The sequence below is a fragment of the uncultured Rossellomorea sp. genome (genome assembly GCF_947488365.1).
Lineage (GTDB): Bacteria > Bacillota > Bacilli > Bacillales > Bacillaceae_B > Rossellomorea.
In genome coordinates this window covers 985,746-1,002,545 of sequence record NZ_CANKZT010000001.1, presented here as the reverse complement: position 1 = coordinate 1,002,545, position 16,800 = coordinate 985,746, and the positions used below count along the sequence as shown (strand labels likewise).

Below are 16,800 nucleotides of genomic sequence, written 5' to 3'. Positions count from 1 at the left end.
AATGAATGTCGGTGTGGGTCGAAACTATACGTACCGGCTTTATCCATCCCCTTTTTCCTCAAGTTAATTTTTCATTAAAAAGTATACTGCCTCTATTTGTCATATTCTCTTAATATTCTTGAAACCTTTTTGTAGTAAGTCCGTATATCTTAGTAAGCGCTTAATAAGATATAGAGATAGAAAAGGGAGGGTGCATATGACTTTAAAACGAATTTACATGGTAACAGGGATGGTTGTGGCAGCGGTTATTTTGATTGTTGTGCTATTGACTTCCTGGTATACCGTTGATGAATCGGAACAAGCTCTTGTGTTGACATTTGGGGAAGCCGGTGAGCCGGTTGTGGAGCCTGGCCTGCATTTCAAGATGCCATGGCCAATGCAATCCGTAGAAGTCCTATCGAAAGAAACCTTCAGTCTTCAATTCGGGTATGAAGAAAAGGATGGGAAGATAAAGGATTTCCCAAAAGAAACGAAGATGATCACAGGAGATGAATATATCGTTCTCGCCGATCTCGTGGTTCAATGGAAAATCACGGATCCTGAAAGTTACTTATTTAACTCTGACAACCCGAAGGAAATTCTTTATGATGCCACTTCATCTTCACTAAGAAGCATTATAGGAAGCTCCTTGATAGATGATGCGTTAACGTCGGGAAAAGCTGAAATCGAGGCAGACGTGAGGGATTTATTAACCACCCTTATAGATGATTATGATATTGGTATTTCCATACTCGCTGTCAAATTACAGGACGTAGAGCTACCGAATGCAGAGGTTCGATCAGCTTTTACAGCCGTAACGGATGCGAGGGAAACGATGAATACGAAAATCAACGAAGCAAAGAAATACCGGAACCAACGATCAAATGAAGCACAAGGTGAAAAAGATGCGATCATGTCCAGGGCAAAAGGGGATAAGATTGCACGTGTGGAGCAGGCACGTGGAGATGTAGCCGTTTTCGATAAGCTCTACAATGAATATAAATCGAATCCTGAGATCACAAGAAAACGTCTTGTGTTGGAAACCCTGGAAAATGTTCTGCCAAATGCGGAAATCTACATCATGAAGGATAGTGGAGAAACGTTGAAATACTTCCCTATCCGTCAACTGGAAAATCAAAACGCCCCGGTTAAACAGGAAGGAAGTGATGAGAATGAGTGATCAAAACGTCTTTGACATCAATCGCAAAAAAAGGGAACCGATTGAGTGGAAACGGTATACAAAGCTAGGGATCTTCCTTGTCATTCTCCTTGCTGTCCTCCTTCTCCTATTTACAAATCTCTTTATTGTCAAAGAAGGGGAATATAAAGTCGTCCGTCAATTTGGGGAAGTTGTAAGAATAGACAAAGAACCTGGCTTGAAATATAAGATTCCGTTCATTCAGTCTGTCACAACCCTACCTAAGCATCAAATGACGTATGATGTAACGGAAGCCGAAATCAATACGAAAGACAAAAAGCGGATGCTCATCGACAACTATGCCGTCTGGCGAATCGAAGATCCTCTTAAAATGATCAAGAATGCAAGAACGGTGATCAATGCGGAGACGAAAATGGAAGAGTTCATCTACTCTGTCGTCAGGTCAGAGCTTGGTCAGCTGGAGTATGATGAAATCATCAATGATGAAAAGTCTTCACGTGGAAGCTTAAACGATCGAGTGACTGCCAAGGTGAATGAGCTGCTTGACAGGGATGGATATGGGATTGTCGTTCAGGACGTTCGCATGAAGCGTACGGATTTACCGGAAGCAAATGAAAACTCTGTTTATACGCGCATGATTTCAGAGCGTGAATCAAAGGCTCAGGAATACCTTTCCATGGGGGATGCGGAGAAACAAAGAATCACGGCTGAAACAGATCGTGAGGTGAAGGAGCTGCTGGCAAAAGCGGGGGCGGACGCCAATGTCATCAGGGCAGAAGGAGAATCCGAAGCGGCACAAATTTACAACAAGTCGTTCTCGAAGGATCCCGACTTCTACGACCTCTATAAAACACTGGAAACATATAAGAAAACAGTGGATGATAAAACGGTCATTATTTTACCAGCCGACTCCCCTTATGCAAGGCTGTTGATGGGATATACGGAATAAATGAAGAAGCTCTTGAAGATGGGTAAGTATCCAATCTTCAAGAGTTTTTTTATGTAAGCTGGCTTCTGAAAGATAGCTGATATGCTAAGCTCTGTTTTGGTGGCACGCAGTTCTGAGATGAAAGCTGCAATCTCCTTCCCTATTATAAGTGCCCCATTTTTCCTTTCATTCCCCAACATGATAGAATATACGTATAGAAACAGAAGCCTTTACAGGAGGTACTTACATGTCCAAAAAATTAGTATTGATCGATGGCAATAGCATTGCTTACCGTGCATTCTTTGCACTGCCTTTATTGAATAACGACAAGGGTGTACATACAAACGCAGTGTATGGTTTTACCACCATGCTGCAAAAAATATTGGAAGACGAAAAACCATCGCATATTTTAGTCGCGTTTGATGCAGGAAAAACGACTTTCAGACATAAGACATTCAAGGAATACAAAGGTGGCAGACAAAAAACCCCACCAGAATTGTCCGAGCAGTTCCCATATATCCGTGAACTATTGGATGCTTACGGAATTAAGCGCTATGAAAAAGAAAACTATGAAGCGGATGACATTATCGGAACACTCTCTCTACAAGCGGAATCTGACGGATTTGAGGTAAAAGTGTATTCCGGGGATAAGGACTTAACACAGTTAAGCTCGAAGACTACGACGGTTTGTATTACGAGAAAAGGCATAACGGATATCGAAGTGTATACTCCCGAGCACATTAAAGAAAAGTGGGAAATCACACCTGATCGCATCATCGATATGAAAGGCCTTATGGGGGATAGCTCAGATAATATTCCCGGTGTGCCGGGTGTAGGTGAGAAAACAGCGATCAAACTGCTAAAAGAATTTGATTCCCTTGAAAAGCTGCTTGACTCCGTTGACCAGGTGAGTGGGAAAAAATTAAAAGAAAAGCTCGAAGAAAATAAAGAACAAGCGATCATGAGTAAAGAGCTGGCGACCATCCTCAGAGAAGCTCCAATCGAGATCGGAGTAGAAGAATTGAATTATGATGGTATGGATGAAGGAAAACTAAAGGAAGTATACCGGGATCTCGGATTCAACTCATTACTTGAGAAGATGGGTGAGTCCACCCAGGAGGAGCCCCAGGAGCTGGATGATATCTCCTTTGAAATAGTTGAAACCATCACAGAAGAACATCTTTCAGACGAAAGTTCTTTATACATTGAAATGCTTGAGGAGAATTATCACCTCGGAGAAATAATCGGGATGAGTCTGCACAATGAGAAAGGCACAATTTTCTTTACGCTTGAGACCGCATTGAATTCTGAAGCCTTTAAGGATTGGGCTGAAAACGAAAGCGCAGCGAAATATGTTTACAACTCGAAGGAAACCGTCGTTGCTTTAAAAAGACAAGGAATTGACATGAAAGGGATTGAGTTCGATCTCCTGTTAGCGTCTTATATTATTAATCCTTCTGAATCGAGTGAAGACTTTGCTTCTATTTCAAAAGGACACGGTCAGCCTTCTATCGAATCGGATGAAGCGGTTTATGGAAAAGGTGCCAAGCAGAAAATTCCTTCTACTGAAATTCTATCAGAGCATCTTGCACGAAAAGCATTCATTCTTCATGAGTTAATGAACACATGCATGGAAGAGTTGAAAGAAAATGATCTCTATGAATTATTCACCGAGTTAGAATTACCCCTTGCCCTTATTTTAGCCGAAATGGAATTCACGGGTGTGAAGGTGGATCAGGAGCGTTTGCTCACCATGAAGGATGAGCTAGCTCACCGTTTGGAAGAATTAGAAAAGAATATCCATGAACAAGCTGGCGAAAGCTTTAACATAAATTCTCCCAAGCAGCTTGGGGTGATTCTTTTTGAAAAATTGGGTTTACCAGTCGTCAAGAAAACGAAAACCGGTTATTCCACTTCTGCGGATGTATTGGAAAAACTGCAGTCCAAACATGAAATCATTGATCATATCCTTCATTACCGTCAGTTAGGGAAGTTACAATCCACTTATTTAGAGGGGTTATTGAAGGTCGTCCATAAAGATTCCAGTAAGATTCATACACGGTTTAATCAGGCCCTTACACAAACTGGCCGACTAAGCTCGACAGACCCTAACCTGCAAAACATTCCGATCAGACTTGAGGAAGGAAGAAAAATTCGTCAGGCGTTCATTCCATCTGAAGAGGGCTGGGTCATGTTCGCTGCGGACTATTCTCAAATTGAACTGCGTGTACTGGCTCATATTGCCAAGGATGAAAAATTAGTGGAAGCCTTCAGGAATGATATGGACATTCATACGAAAACAGCGATGGACGTCTTTGGGGTGGCAAAGGAAGAGGTCACATCCAATATGAGAAGGCATGCGAAAGCCGTTAACTTCGGAATCGTTTACGGAATCAGTGACTACGGTCTTTCTCAAAGCCTGGATATTACACGAAAAGAAGCAGGGGAATTCATTAAGAAATATTTAGAAAGCTTCCCCGGGGTAAAAGAGTATATGGATGACATCGTTCAGGATGCAAAGCAGAAGGGGTATGTGACGACCCTGCTGAATCGACGACGCTACCTTCCTGAAATCACGAGCCGTAATTTCAACTTAAGAAGTTTCGCTGAACGTACAGCGATGAACACGCCGATTCAAGGAAGTGCAGCCGATATCATCAAGAAGGCGATGATTGATATGGCAGCGCGATTAAAAGAAGAAAATCTTCAATCGCGATTATTGTTACAGGTGCATGATGAATTGATCTTTGAAGCACCTGAAGAAGAAATTGAAGTATTGAAGAAGATTGTTCCTGAAGTGATGGAGAATGCAATGGAGCTTGAGGTTCCATTAAAGGTCGATTACTCATACGGACAGACTTGGTACGACGCGAAATAGAGTTTGAGAAGGAGGTGGCATAGTGCCGGAGCTGCCTGAAGTAGAAACGGTCAGAAGGACGTTAGAGCTTCTTGTTATTGGGAAGAGAATCAAAGACGTCTCGGTTTTTTGGCCAAAGATGATTAAAAACCCCGACGAGCCCGATGAGTTTGTTCATAGCTTGAAGGGGCAGGAAATTCTTGAGATGAGAAGAAGAGGGAAATTCCTGATCTTTTACTTAAACGACGTGGCCCTTGTTTCTCACTTGAGAATGGAGGGAAAGTATAACGTATCCGATAGCCGGGACCCGATTGAAAAGCATACCCACGTGATCTTTCATTTTACGGATAACACAGAACTCAGATACCGTGATGTCCGGAAGTTCGGGACGATGCACCTTTTCAAGAAAGGGGAGGAGTTGCTTCACCTTCCCCTCCTGCAGTTGGGACCGGAGCCATTCCAATCCGAGTTTACAACAGACTACTTAACAGAGAAGCTGAGCAAGACAGAAAGAATCGTAAAAGCCACATTATTAGATCAGACGGTCCTCGTGGGACTGGGGAACATCTATGTAGATGAAGCGTTATTCCGTGCGGGTATACATCCTGACAGGAAATCAAAATCCCTTTCAACGGAAGAAATTGAACGTTTGCATAAAGAAATTATTCATACGCTAACCGAAGCCGTTGAAATGGGTGGAAGTACGATTCGATCCTACGTGAATTCCCAGGGTCAAATGGGGATGTTCCAACAGAACCTCTACGTGTATAGCCGGAAAGAAGAGCCGTGCCGTCAATGTGGGACTCCCATTGAGAAGAAGGTTTCTGCAGGGAGAGGGACTCACTATTGTCCTGATTGCCAACGGTAGAAAGAACATTTAACATCTGATAAGCCCTTACCATATAGTATTGTAATGATTTTTGGGAGGGCTATTAGATGAGTGAAACAATCTCCTTATTACTGCTGGCGTTTGCTGTAAGTCTTGATAGTTTTAGCACCGGTTTAACCTACGGATTACGAAAAGTGAAAATCCCTACAAAATCAATCAGCATCATATCCATTTGTTCGGCAAGCTCTTTATTGTTAGCCATGTTGCTCGGTCAAACCATCGGATCCATCATCACACCGGTTTGGGCTGGCAGAATTGGCGGGCTGATTCTAGTTGTAATAGGAGCGGCCGTATTGTACCAGTTCTTTAGACCGGAAAAAGAAACGGTATTATCCCAGGAAAAGACGCTGATTAACTTTGAGATCAAATCCATAGGCCTGGTGGTTCAAATTTTAAGAAGGCCGTTAACGGCAGACTTTGATAGATCGGGTACGATTACGGGAATCGAGGCATTCATGCTTGGGATCGCCCTGTCACTCGATGCATTCGGTGCCGGAATCGGTGCCGCGTTATTAAATTTCTCGCCATTATTACTTACTTTGGCAATCCTGTTGATGAGCTTTACGTTCTTATTCTCAGGATTGAAGATGGGAGAGTTCTTCTCTCATTTACGGTGGATTCATCGAGTATCATTTCTTCCGGGAGTTCTCTTGATCCTTATAGGGATCCTCCGGTTTTAGTGGCTGAGCTAGAAAGGAATACGATAATGGGAACCATTATAGGATTAACAGGTGGTATTGCAAGTGGTAAAAGTACAGTTTCAACTATGTTAAATGAAAAAGGATATACGATAATAGACGCCGACCTTGCCGCCCGTATGGTGGTTGAGGTTGATCAGCCTGCTTATCTTGCGATTGTGGAAGAATTCGGTGAACACATACTGCACGATCACGATTCAACCATCAATCGGGAAAAACTCGGTCAAATCATCTTTAACTCTGAAGAAAAACGAAAAAAGCTGAATGGAATCGTTCATCCTGCCGTCAGAAGCATGATGCTCGCACATAAAGATGAAGCCATTGCAGCTGGTAAACACACGATTTTCATGGATATCCCTCTTTTATTCGAAAGTGATTTGACGTGGATGGTTGATCGCACAGTCGTGGTATACGTGGACCAAGAAACCCAACTATCCCGCCTGATGGAGCGGAACAACTTTAACCGTGAAGACGCATCATCCCGCATCGCTTCCCAATTCCCCTTAAAGGATAAAGCAAGCCTTGCCGACGCAGTCATCGACAACAACGGATCTCTACATGAGACCAAAGAACAGCTTGATGCACTCTTAGTGGAGTGGAATCTAAAACCATAGAATGACAAATGAGCCGACAAGAAACCTCTTGTCGGCTTTTTATTTGGTCCACTAGATGAATTAGTAGTTATGACGATAAATATTTGTTTTTGGGTATGCGTTTGTATATAGGACAATCTCTAAACGTATCTATATAAGCCTCATGGTGTTTGTCTGTCAAAATGTATAGTTAGTAAATATGTATCAGCACAGAGTGGATTGTAGCGTAAGGCACTTTACTCCTGCGGGAAATAGAGGAAAGGTCGAGACCCCGCAGGCGCAGCCGAGGAGCCTCGACTTCCTCCCCGCGGAAAGAAAGTGCCTGGAGCGGAAAGGAACGATCAATGTTAAAATCAAAATCTATTTCATTGAAAAAATGTATGAATCCAATCCATAAAAATATACATTCAATAAGCTGATTTGTCAGAATAATAAAACATTAAAAATCCGCAAAATACTTATTAACTAATTCTCTAAATATGTTATACTATTTTTAGCAAATAAACATATAAGTATAACATTAATATAGAGGGGAGCCGGATTTATGAAGGCGAAAATTGCAATCAATGGTTTTGGACGTATTGGGAGAATGGTTTTCAGAAAAGCAATATTAGAGGAAAACTTAGAGGTTGTAGCCATTAACGCAAGCTACCCAGCTGAAACGCTAGCCCATTTAATAAAGTATGACACAAATCATGGAACATTCCAGGCAGATGTAGTGACAGAAGATGATGCACTCATCGTCAACGGGAAACGTGTCCTACTATTAAGCAATCGTGATCCTAAAGCATTACCTTGGAACGAATTGGATATTGATATTGTCATTGAAGCAACAGGAAAATTCAATTCAAAAGACAAAGCGAGCCTGCATTTAGAAGCGGGAGCCAAAAAAGTCATCCTGACGGCCCCAGGTAAAAATGAAGACGTTACCATTGTGATGGGTGTAAATGAAAGCGCATTAAATATTGAAGAACACAGCGTGATTTCAAATGCATCTTGTACAACGAACTGCTTAGCACCAGTTGCGAAGGTATTAGATGAGCAATTTGGTATTGAAAACGGACTTATGACGACAGTCCATGCTTACACAAATGACCAAAAAAATATTGATAATCCCCATAAAGATTTGAGAAGAGCGAGAGCGTGCGGCCAGTCGATCATCCCGACAACGACTGGTGCAGCAAAAGCATTATCATTGGTTCTGCCTCAATTAAACGGCAAGCTTCACGGAATGGCATTACGTGTCCCTACACCAAATGTTTCACTAGTGGACCTGGTTGTAGATGTGAAAAGAGACGTAACAGTAGAAGAAATCAACGAAGCATTTATTACAGCATCTCTTGGTTCTTTACATGGAGTGCTGGAATACACAACAGAACCTTTGGTTTCGATCGACTTTAATACAAATCCTCATTCAGCGATCATCGACGGATTATCCACGATGGTAATGGGAGATCGAAAAGTGAAAGTACTTGCCTGGTACGATAACGAGTGGGGCTATTCATGCCGCGTCGTCGATCTGGCTAAATTCGTAGCAACAAAAATGAACGCAAAACAAAAAGTCAACGTTTGAAAGAATCAACATAAACAATAAGCATCATCCTTAGAACGTACCTTTCCAGGTGCGTTTTTTTTCTTTTATTTCGCTTTTTAAGAATGATGGTATAGAACACTTTATTTAATGGGGATGTATTAAATATTTTAGGAACAAATTCTGCAAAGGAGCTTTTTTATGTTTATCTATCAAAAAGTATAATTAGAAAAAGTGTAGCATCACAGAGTGGATTGTAGCGGAAGGCACTTGACTCCTGCGGGAATAGCGGGACAGGTGAGACCCCGCAGGCGAAGCCGAGGAGGCTCACCGCCCGCCCCGCGGAAAGCAAGTGCCTGGAGCGAAAAGGAACGGTCAACATTTAGAACATAATCCAAAACTCACTTTACTATTTTGGGTGATAACCCGCATAATCTCGTTGCAATCAACCGATCGTCCACCCATATAAAAAAGTTTATAAAAATTTATTGCAAAACAGTTTTAAACAAAGTATACTATTTTTCGTGAACTTCTTATTAGCAAATGAATACTGATTTAACTACTTAAAGGGTTAGGACCTCTTCGGACTAACTTTCCCCCGTGGTAGTTAAGATTTTGCCAAAGGACACGTTCATTTTGACGAAAAAAATTATGTCAAAGGGGGAAACACTCAATGGAAACAATGGGTCGTCATGTAATCTCGGAATTATGGGGTTGCGATTTTGAAAAATTAAACGATGTAGTAGGAATTGAAAAAACATTCGTCGATGCTGCACTTAAATCAGGTGCAGAGGTTCGTGAGGTAGCTTTCCATAAATTTGCTCCTCAAGGTGTGAGTGGAGTTGTGATCATTTCAGAATCACATCTGACTATTCACAGTTTTCCTGAACATGGTTATGCCAGTATAGATGTATATACTTGCGGTGATTTAGATCCTAACATCGCTGCTGAATATATTGCAGATGCTCTTGGTGCTGACACGCGTGAAACAATCGAATTGCCACGTGGTATGGGTCCGGTACAAGTGAAGAAGTCTCAGGCACAAGCCCTTTAATTGAAAATAACTCAGAAGAGATGCGTATTGGATGCATCTCTTTTTTTGTGCTTTTGTAAAGGAATTGATTTTGAATTTTCATTCGTGCGGTTTTCGTGTAAAATAAGGGTAAATAAAGGGAGGAACTTTATATGAGCGGAATACGTACCCTGTTTAAACGATTTCAATCAGAATGTGAGACATCTGATAAGCACGAAGATAAAGACCTGCAATCACGATATTATAAATCCATGCATCAAGGTGCATTTAATGCAGTACTAGAGTTATTCTCATCCTCTGAATATGAGGTGATTTCCCAGTCTAAGGACAGAGGGGAAATCACGGTTCGTAAAAATGGGACTCCCCAACTGTTCATCGTCGCAACAGTCATCACCGTAAGGCCTTTTGAAACGGCAGTCGATTTCAAGGTGAGTGCAGACAAAGGGAAGGTCTTTGGTACATATACGGTGTTAAAAGCGCAGATCAGCCATTATTATCAGAAGCTTGATAGTGAATTGACAAAAGTGAAATAACGGTAAATCCCATAGAAGCTTGTGTACAGCGCAGCTTTTTTATATGATGAAAGTAAGAGTATGTAATAACGGAGCTGATATTATGAAATGCCCGTCTTGCCAGCATAATGGTACCCGAGTGGTGGACTCCCGGCCTGCTGATGAAGGACGTTCGATCAGGAGAAGAAGAGAATGTGAAGAATGCACTTTTCGCTTCACGACCTTCGAGAAGGTAGAAGAGCTTCCTTTAATTGTGGTGAAAAAAGAAGGGGTAAGAGAAGAGTTTAGTCGAGAGAAGATTTTGAGAGGGTTGATCAAGGCTTGTGAGAAGCGCCCGGTACCTCTTGAGAGATTAGAAAAGATCTCAACGGATATTGAAAAGGAACTCCGAAATCAAGGTGCTTCTGAGGTAGAATCCGTTAAGATCGGTGAGATGGTCATGGATCAACTTGCCAAGGTAGATGAAGTTGCATACGTACGCTTTGCATCTGTTTATCGACAGTTTAAGGATATTAATGTATTTATAGACGAACTGAAAGAATTAATAAAAAAAGAGTAGAAGAATGAGCTGAAGATGTAATTCTTTAGCTCTTTTCTCTTTATTTCTTTGAAAGGTAGAATCCAACTATGATGAAGAAGCATTGGAATGAAATACAGCCAATCGATCCCTACACGGTAGGGACAAATGGGATGCTTCAGGAATATGACCGGAAAATCATTACATTTCTGTACCAGCCTTTAATTGGTTCAGTGTGCTACAGTCTTTATATGAGTTTATGGGGAGAAGTCGAAGAAAATCGGCTCTGGTCGACTGATTCCACCCATTATCACCTTATGAACATACTGTCCGTGAATCTTCAGGACGTCTACGAAGCGCGGATGAAGCTTGAGGGAATCGGCTTGTTAAAGGCATATGAAAAAAGGGACAACGGGGACCGCAGCTTTCTCTATGAACTGCAGCCTCCTCTTTCCCCTCAGGAATTCTTTCATGATGGTATGTTGAATGTGTATCTTTACCGGAAAATCGGCAGAACTCATTACTTGCGTTTGAAGAAGTTTTTCACTGACGAATCGGTTGATAAACAGCAGTACTCGAATATCACTCGATCCTTTCAGGATGTTTTTACATCGGAGCAAATTAATTTTCTTCACCATGATGCAAATGTGGATTCGGAAACCAAGTCTGGTGAACAATATATGAACTATGGAAGGAATGAAGGGATTCCATTAGACGACATCGATTTTGATTTTCAGTTATTGCTGGCGGGATTATCCGAATCCATGGTTCCGCGAAAAGCCTTTACAGCGACTGTGAAGGAAACGGTACTGAAGCTGAGCTATTTATACGGCATCGATCCTATTCAAATGAAAAATATCGTCTTAAGTTCCCTGGATGCTGATGATACCATCGATATAGAATTATTGCGTAAAACTGCACGGGATTGGTATGGGCTACAAACAGGGGATCAATTGCCCGATTTGACTACCAGAATCGAGACCAAGAAACCTGAACCAGCGTATAAACCCCTCTCCAAAGAAGAGGAGCTGATTGAATACCTTGAAAACACGTCTCCAAAAGACGTACTATCTGATATTTCGAATGGCGGTGCCCCTTCTAAGTCTGATCTGCAGGCCGTAGAAGAAGTGCTCATGTCACAGAAGCTGCCGCTTGGTGTTATGAACGTTCTTATACAATATGTCCTATTAAAAACAGATATGAAGCTGACAAAGGGATATATGGAAAAAATCGCATCTCATTGGTCGAGGAAAAAGGTTACGACTGCAAGCGAAGCAATGGATTTAGCCAAGAAGGAACACAAGCAGTATTTGGAGTGGGCTGAAGGGAAAAAGGAAAATAAAACGAATAGGCGAAGAAAGCCGATTCGGACAGAAAAACTCCCGGAATGGTTCCAAGAAGGAGAAGTGGAGAAAGAAAACGATTCCTCTCAGGAAGAATACGATTTCGAGGCAGAGAAGAAAAAACTCGAAGAAGAGCTTAAAAATTTTCGGAAGTAGGTGAACATAGCGGTGGAAAGAATAAACAACACCCTGAAAAGGTTGGCGGCTTCTGGTTCGTTTCAACAAAGATATGAGCAAATGAAAAAAGAGATTCTTGAAAACAATGATGTGAAGGATTTTATTCGCAGGAATGAAGACCGTGTTACAGGGGAAATGGTGAATGAGAGCCTTATGAAGTTATATGAATACATTTCTCAAAGTAAGGAATGCCGTTATTGCCCTTCTTTACAGGAGTGTAAGAATATGATGGAGGGGTATGATCCCCACTTAGTGATCAGGGGCAACACAATCGACATTGATTATCATCGCTGCCCTCGAAAAGTCATCCACGATGAAAGGACGAGCGCCCAGCGTCTAATCAAAAGCCTGTATGTACCGAAGGATATTTTACAAGCATCTTTCTCAACCCTTGACCTTGATTCGAAAAGCCGTCTGGAAGCAGTGCGGCTTGCAAAGAATTTCGTGGAGACCTATACAGAGGGCACGAAAATGAAAGGACTCTATTTTTACGGGAAGTTCGGGGTCGGCAAGTCCTATTTGTTAGGGGCCATGGCCAATGAACTCGCCGAGAAAAAAATCGGTTCTCTTATCGTGTATGTTCCCGAGTTCTTCAGGGAGATCAAACAATCACTCGGTGATAATACGGTGAATGAAAAGCTTGAGATGGTAAAATCAGCCCCGATACTCATGCTCGATGACATCGGCGCAGAAACGATGTCTAGCTGGGGGAGAGATGAGATCTTGGGGACGATCCTCCAGTACAGAATGCTTGAGAACCTGCCTACATTCTTCACCTCCAACTTCAACTTCAGCGAGCTGACTCATCATTTGACATACAGCCAAAGAGGAGAAGAAGAAAAGCTGAAGGCGGCAAGGATCATGGAGCGGATTAAATATCTATCCCAGCCTGTGTTGATCGATGGAAGGAATAGAAGAGAATAGATTGAAAGAGAGGAAATTACATGCGATGCGATTTCCTCTCTTTTTTATGTGTGTAAATTTAGGTGTAGACATTGGACATTTTGATGTGATTTTTTTACAATTATTGCAAAACGGCTGGATTATGGAGGTTTTCGGCTGGATTATCGAGAGAAACGGCTGGATTATCGAGAGAAACGGCCGGATTTCCGAAAGAAACGGCTGGATTTCCGAGAGAAACGTCCGGATTTCCGAGAGAAACGTCCGGATTATCGAAAGAAACGGCCGGATTCACTCATCGTGCACGGAAGCGAACGCATGTTCATGGTGTCCATAACTACATAGTGAAGAAAAGAGTCAATTAAATTCCCTCATCAACTTCTAAATGATACAAGCCTCCCATATATATAAATCAGGGAATTGGGTTTAAGGAGGCGAGAAAGTTTGATTGAATTTATTTTTAAGCAAAAAAGTGATGCGGTAAAGCTTCAAGAATACCTCAATAAAGAGTTCATCCAATCATGGTTTCATGAAACGCTTTTTCAACATACAACTCACTATAATCTGACGATAGAGGTTTCCCCCTTCTTCAAGGAAAGAGAAAAGCTATTCAATGGGGTTTCACACTTTGTCTTAAATGATAAATGCATGGACTGGTCCGAATCAGCCCTGAAAGAAAATTATTTCTATGAAGATGTTGATGAAATCAATCAAATATTAGAAGTCGTATCAGAGATGAGGATGGGTGAACGACCTGAATTGATGGAGCTGATTGGTGAATGGGACGAGGTCAAATACGTCCATGACAGCCTGGAGCTATTGTTGGAAGGAAAGACTCCCATATCATTCGACTCTTTTAGCAAGTTCAGGCTGAAGAACCTTCAGGAGAGACTCCTCCTCATGGTGGATCTTGCTATAGATGAATATAAGATGGAGCAGGAATATCAAATGTTTGTTCATATGCTGCGGGAGTATCTAGCATCGAGGGAGCAGAAAATGCGCACGATCCATCTGTACTCGACGGGTTACGGCTATCGTTTCTTTGATGAAGACATGAAAGAGCTGACACGCCAGGAACTGACAAAGGCGATTGATAAACGATTATTGACGAATCATCCCTTATATGTTGATTCGTACACCATTGCTCCGTTATTATCCATTGCCCCGGAAAAGATACTCGTCTATGGAAATGGTGACCATCAATTGATCAGGACGCTTCAGAACATTTTCGAAGAACGGATCGATCTCCTGCCGTTGAGTTATTTTCCTGACACGCTTCTGTATCCTTCGTGGGATATCGCGAATGAATAGGCTTGCTTTTCAAAACATAACCGATTATAATACCTACATAATAAGTCAATAAATAAAGGTTATGATGAGGACAAGAATATTCCTATTCCATTCACAGAGAGGGAAGTCTCCCGGCTGCAAGCTTCCTAATTCGGTAGTGATATTTACCACCTCGGAACTTCAATTATGAACTGAATCTTGACGGATTCACAGTAATGATTGACGGCTAAATGTCGTTATTCGTTTTCAATGAAGTCATTGTCTGTATTTTGGGCACAATGAGAAGTTGGGTGGAACCACGAGTTTACTTATTAACCTCGTCCCTTCAAACGTGAAGGGGCGGGGTTTTTTATGTTTTATAGAGATTATTTAAGGAGTGAAATTACATGTCAGAAGTAGTGAAAATTCAGTTCCCTGATGGAAATGTAAAGGAGTTTCCTAAAGGGACGACAACAGAAGAGATTGCTGCGTCCATCAGTCCCGGACTGAAAAAGAAGGCGCTCGCTGGTAAAATAAATAATGTATTAATCGACTTGCGTACAGGGATCCAAGAGGATGGGGCGATAGAAATCGTTACACCTCCAGGAGAAGATGCTCTGGAAATTCTTCGTCACAGTACAGCTCATTTAATGGCTCAGGCGATTAAACGTTTATACCCTGAGACAAAGCTCGGAATCGGACCGGTCATCGAAGGCGGGTTTTATTATGATATTGATTCCGAGCACACGTTTACACCAGAGGACCTGCCATTGATCGAGAAAGAAATGAAGAAGATCACTGGTGAAAACTTAGAGGTGGTTCGTAAAGAAGTCAGTCGCGACGAAGCTCAGAAAATGTATGAAGAAATCGGTGACGAGTATAAGCTTGAATTACTTGAAGCGATTCCAGAGGGCGAGCAAGTCTCGATTTACGAGCAAGGTGAATTCTTCGATCTATGTCGTGGGATCCACATTCCGTCCACTAATAAAATTAAAGAGTTTAAGCTGTTGAGCATCGCCGGGGCATACTGGCGCGGGAACAGCGATAACAAAATGCTTCAACGAATTTACGGTACTGCCTTTTTCAAGAAAGAAGACCTGGAAGAGCATCTGCGTCTTTTAGAAGAAGCGAAAGAGCGTGATCACCGTAAAATCGGAAAAGAATTAAACCTATTCATGAACTCACAAAAAGTGGGACAAGGTCTGCCGATGTGGCTGCCTAAAGGTGCAACGATCCGTCGCATCATCGAGCGCTATATCGTGGATAAAGAAGAGCGCTTAGGCTATGATCACGTGTACACTCCTGTCATGGGAAGTGTTGAACTTTATAAAACAAGCGGTCACTGGGATCACTATCAGGAAAACATGTTCCCGGTTATGGAAATGGATAACGAAGACCTTGTTCTCCGTCCAATGAACTGCCCTCATCATATGATGATTTACAAAAACGGCATTCACAGCTATCGTGAGCTTCCGATCCGTATCGCCGAGCTTGGTCTGATGCACCGTTACGAATTATCAGGAGCACTATCAGGACTTCAACGTGTACGTGGAATGACTCTGAACGATGCTCATATCTTTGTCCGTCCCGATCAAATCAAGGAAGAATTCAAGCGTGTCGTACGCCTGGTTCAGGAAGTGTACAAAGACTTTGATCTGAAGGACTATTCCTTCCGCCTGTCTTATCGTGACCCTGAGGATACTGAGAAGTACTTCGATGATGATGAGATGTGGAACCGTGCACAAGGGATGATCAAGGAAGCCATGGATGAACTCGACGTTGAGTACTTTGAAGCTGAAGGGGAAGCGGCATTCTACGGCCCTAAACTGGACGTTCAAGTGAAAACAGCCCTTGGTAAGGAAGAAACTCTATCAACGGTTCAACTGGATTTCCTGCTTCCGGAGCGCTTTGACTTAACATATGTAGGGGAAGACGGGAAGCAGCACCGTCCGGTAGTCATTCACCGTGGTGTCGTATCCACAATGGAACGCTTCGTGGCATTCCTGATTGAAGAATACAAAGGAGCATTCCCGACATGGCTCGCTCCAACGCAGGTTCAGGTAATCCCGGTTTCTCCGGATGTTCACTTTGACTATGCGAAAGAAGTGAAAGAAAAGCTTCAAGCTGAAGGATTACGTGTCGAGATTGACGATCGTAATGAAAAGATCGGCTACAAAATCCGTGAAGCACAGATGAGTAAAGTCCCTTACATGCTTGTAGTGGGAGACAATGAAATCAAGGAAACGGCTGTCAACGTCCGTAAATACGGAGAGCAGAAATCAGAAACAATCTCCCTTGAAGAGTTTATCGGAGACATCACAAAAGAAGCAAAACGATAAAATGAGGAAGAGGGACGGACCTTGCATCAAGGTCCGTCCCTCCCATATAAAATTCAAAAAAACTGTTGCACTCTCC

General features: G+C 42.2%; 15 protein-coding genes. All 15 read left to right on the top strand.

The genetic code is table 11. The annotated features are described in order from the left end of the window. Positions 1-196: 196 nt before the first annotated feature. The 15 genes from hflK (at position 197) to thrS (ending at position 16,724) form a co-directional block, all read left to right on the top strand. The gene (gene hflK, locus Q1B03_RS05300; protein WP_299738973.1) at positions 197-1,159 is read left to right on the top strand and encodes an FtsH protease activity modulator HflK; all 963 of its coding nucleotides are present in this window, start codon (positions 197-199) and stop codon (positions 1,157-1,159) included. Continuing rightward, positions 1,152-2,087, top strand: a complete 936-nt coding sequence (locus tag Q1B03_RS05295; RefSeq protein WP_299738971.1) for a protease modulator HflC — start codon at positions 1,152-1,154, stop codon at positions 2,085-2,087. Before hflK ends, Q1B03_RS05295 begins: the two co-directional genes overlap by 8 nt. A gap of 226 nt (positions 2,088-2,313) precedes the next feature. Next, entirely contained in the window at positions 2,314-4,944 is a 2,631-nt protein-coding gene (gene polA / locus Q1B03_RS05290) for a DNA polymerase I (protein ID WP_299738969.1), read from the top strand. 22 nt (positions 4,945-4,966) lie between these two features. Continuing rightward, positions 4,967-5,791, top strand: coding sequence for a DNA-formamidopyrimidine glycosylase (gene mutM, locus Q1B03_RS05285; protein WP_299738967.1), 825 nt, complete (start codon positions 4,967-4,969; stop codon positions 5,789-5,791). A 68-nt stretch (positions 5,792-5,859) separates the two neighbouring features. Next, a complete protein-coding gene (gene ytaF / locus Q1B03_RS05280; protein WP_299738965.1) occupies positions 5,860-6,492 on the top strand; it encodes a sporulation membrane protein YtaF in 633 nt (210 codons plus the stop codon). A gap of 26 nt (positions 6,493-6,518) precedes the next feature. Next, positions 6,519-7,124: a dephospho-CoA kinase gene (gene coaE, locus Q1B03_RS05275; RefSeq protein WP_299738964.1), complete on the top strand. Its 606-nt coding sequence runs from the start codon at positions 6,519-6,521 to the stop codon at positions 7,122-7,124. A 523-nt stretch (positions 7,125-7,647) separates the two neighbouring features. Beyond that, positions 7,648-8,676 carry a glyceraldehyde-3-phosphate dehydrogenase gene (locus tag Q1B03_RS05270; protein WP_299738962.1) on the top strand — a complete coding sequence of 343 codons (1,029 nt, stop codon included), beginning with the start codon at positions 7,648-7,650 and terminating at the stop codon, positions 8,674-8,676. Positions 8,677-9,307: 631 nt separating this feature from the next. Further along, complete coding sequence (gene speD, locus Q1B03_RS05265; protein ID WP_034756998.1) at positions 9,308-9,688, top strand: adenosylmethionine decarboxylase; 381 nt, start codon at positions 9,308-9,310, stop codon at positions 9,686-9,688. 131 nt (positions 9,689-9,819) lie between these two features. Next, complete coding sequence (locus tag Q1B03_RS05260) at positions 9,820-10,200, top strand: cytosolic protein (protein ID WP_299738953.1); 381 nt, start codon at positions 9,820-9,822, stop codon at positions 10,198-10,200. Between the two features lie 82 nt (positions 10,201-10,282). Beyond that, entirely contained in the window at positions 10,283-10,738 is a 456-nt protein-coding gene (gene nrdR / locus Q1B03_RS05255; protein WP_044340490.1) for a transcriptional regulator NrdR, read from the top strand. A 68-nt stretch (positions 10,739-10,806) separates the two neighbouring features. After that, positions 10,807-12,195 carry a replication initiation and membrane attachment family protein gene (locus Q1B03_RS05250; protein ID WP_341356699.1) on the top strand — a complete coding sequence of 463 codons (1,389 nt, stop codon included), beginning with the start codon at positions 10,807-10,809 and terminating at the stop codon, positions 12,193-12,195. A gap of 12 nt (positions 12,196-12,207) precedes the next feature. Next, the gene (dnaI, locus tag Q1B03_RS05245; protein WP_299738949.1) at positions 12,208-13,140 is read left to right on the top strand and encodes a primosomal protein DnaI; all 933 of its coding nucleotides are present in this window, start codon (positions 12,208-12,210) and stop codon (positions 13,138-13,140) included. 1 nt (position 13,141) lies between these two features. After that, positions 13,142-13,453, top strand: coding sequence for a hypothetical protein (locus Q1B03_RS05240; protein ID WP_299738947.1), 312 nt, complete (start codon positions 13,142-13,144; stop codon positions 13,451-13,453). A gap of 107 nt (positions 13,454-13,560) precedes the next feature. Continuing rightward, positions 13,561-14,427 (top strand): putative sporulation protein YtxC, encoded by an 867-nt coding sequence (locus Q1B03_RS05235; protein WP_299738945.1) that lies wholly within the window; start codon positions 13,561-13,563, stop codon positions 14,425-14,427. 365 nt (positions 14,428-14,792) lie between these two features. After that, complete coding sequence (gene thrS, locus Q1B03_RS05230) at positions 14,793-16,724, top strand: threonine--tRNA ligase (RefSeq protein WP_299738943.1); 1,932 nt, start codon at positions 14,793-14,795, stop codon at positions 16,722-16,724. The last annotated feature ends 76 nt before the right edge of the window (positions 16,725-16,800 follow it).

Bases quoted from the DNA above. Each gene is read 5' to 3' on its own strand.
- Q1B03_RS05260 (WP_299738953.1), top strand. From the start codon at position 9,820: ATGAGCGGAATACGTACCCTGTTTAAACGATTTCAATCAGAATGTGAG.
- hflK (WP_299738973.1), top strand. From the start codon at position 197: ATGACTTTAAAACGAATTTACATGGTAACAGGGATGGTTGTGGCAGCG.
- ytaF (WP_299738965.1), top strand. From the start codon at position 5,860: ATGAGTGAAACAATCTCCTTATTACTGCTGGCGTTTGCTGTAAGTCTT.
- coaE (WP_299738964.1), top strand. From the start codon at position 6,519: ATGGGAACCATTATAGGATTAACAGGTGGTATTGCAAGTGGTAAAAGT.
- Q1B03_RS05295 (WP_299738971.1), top strand. From the start codon at position 1,152: ATGAGTGATCAAAACGTCTTTGACATCAATCGCAAAAAAAGGGAACCG.
- thrS (WP_299738943.1), top strand. From the start codon at position 14,793: ATGTCAGAAGTAGTGAAAATTCAGTTCCCTGATGGAAATGTAAAGGAG.
- nrdR (WP_044340490.1), top strand. From the start codon at position 10,283: ATGAAATGCCCGTCTTGCCAGCATAATGGTACCCGAGTGGTGGACTCC.
- Q1B03_RS05250 (WP_341356699.1), top strand. From the start codon at position 10,807: ATGATGAAGAAGCATTGGAATGAAATACAGCCAATCGATCCCTACACG.
- Q1B03_RS05270 (WP_299738962.1), top strand. From the start codon at position 7,648: ATGAAGGCGAAAATTGCAATCAATGGTTTTGGACGTATTGGGAGAATG.
- speD (WP_034756998.1), top strand. From the start codon at position 9,308: ATGGAAACAATGGGTCGTCATGTAATCTCGGAATTATGGGGTTGCGAT.
- polA (WP_299738969.1), top strand. From the start codon at position 2,314: ATGTCCAAAAAATTAGTATTGATCGATGGCAATAGCATTGCTTACCGT.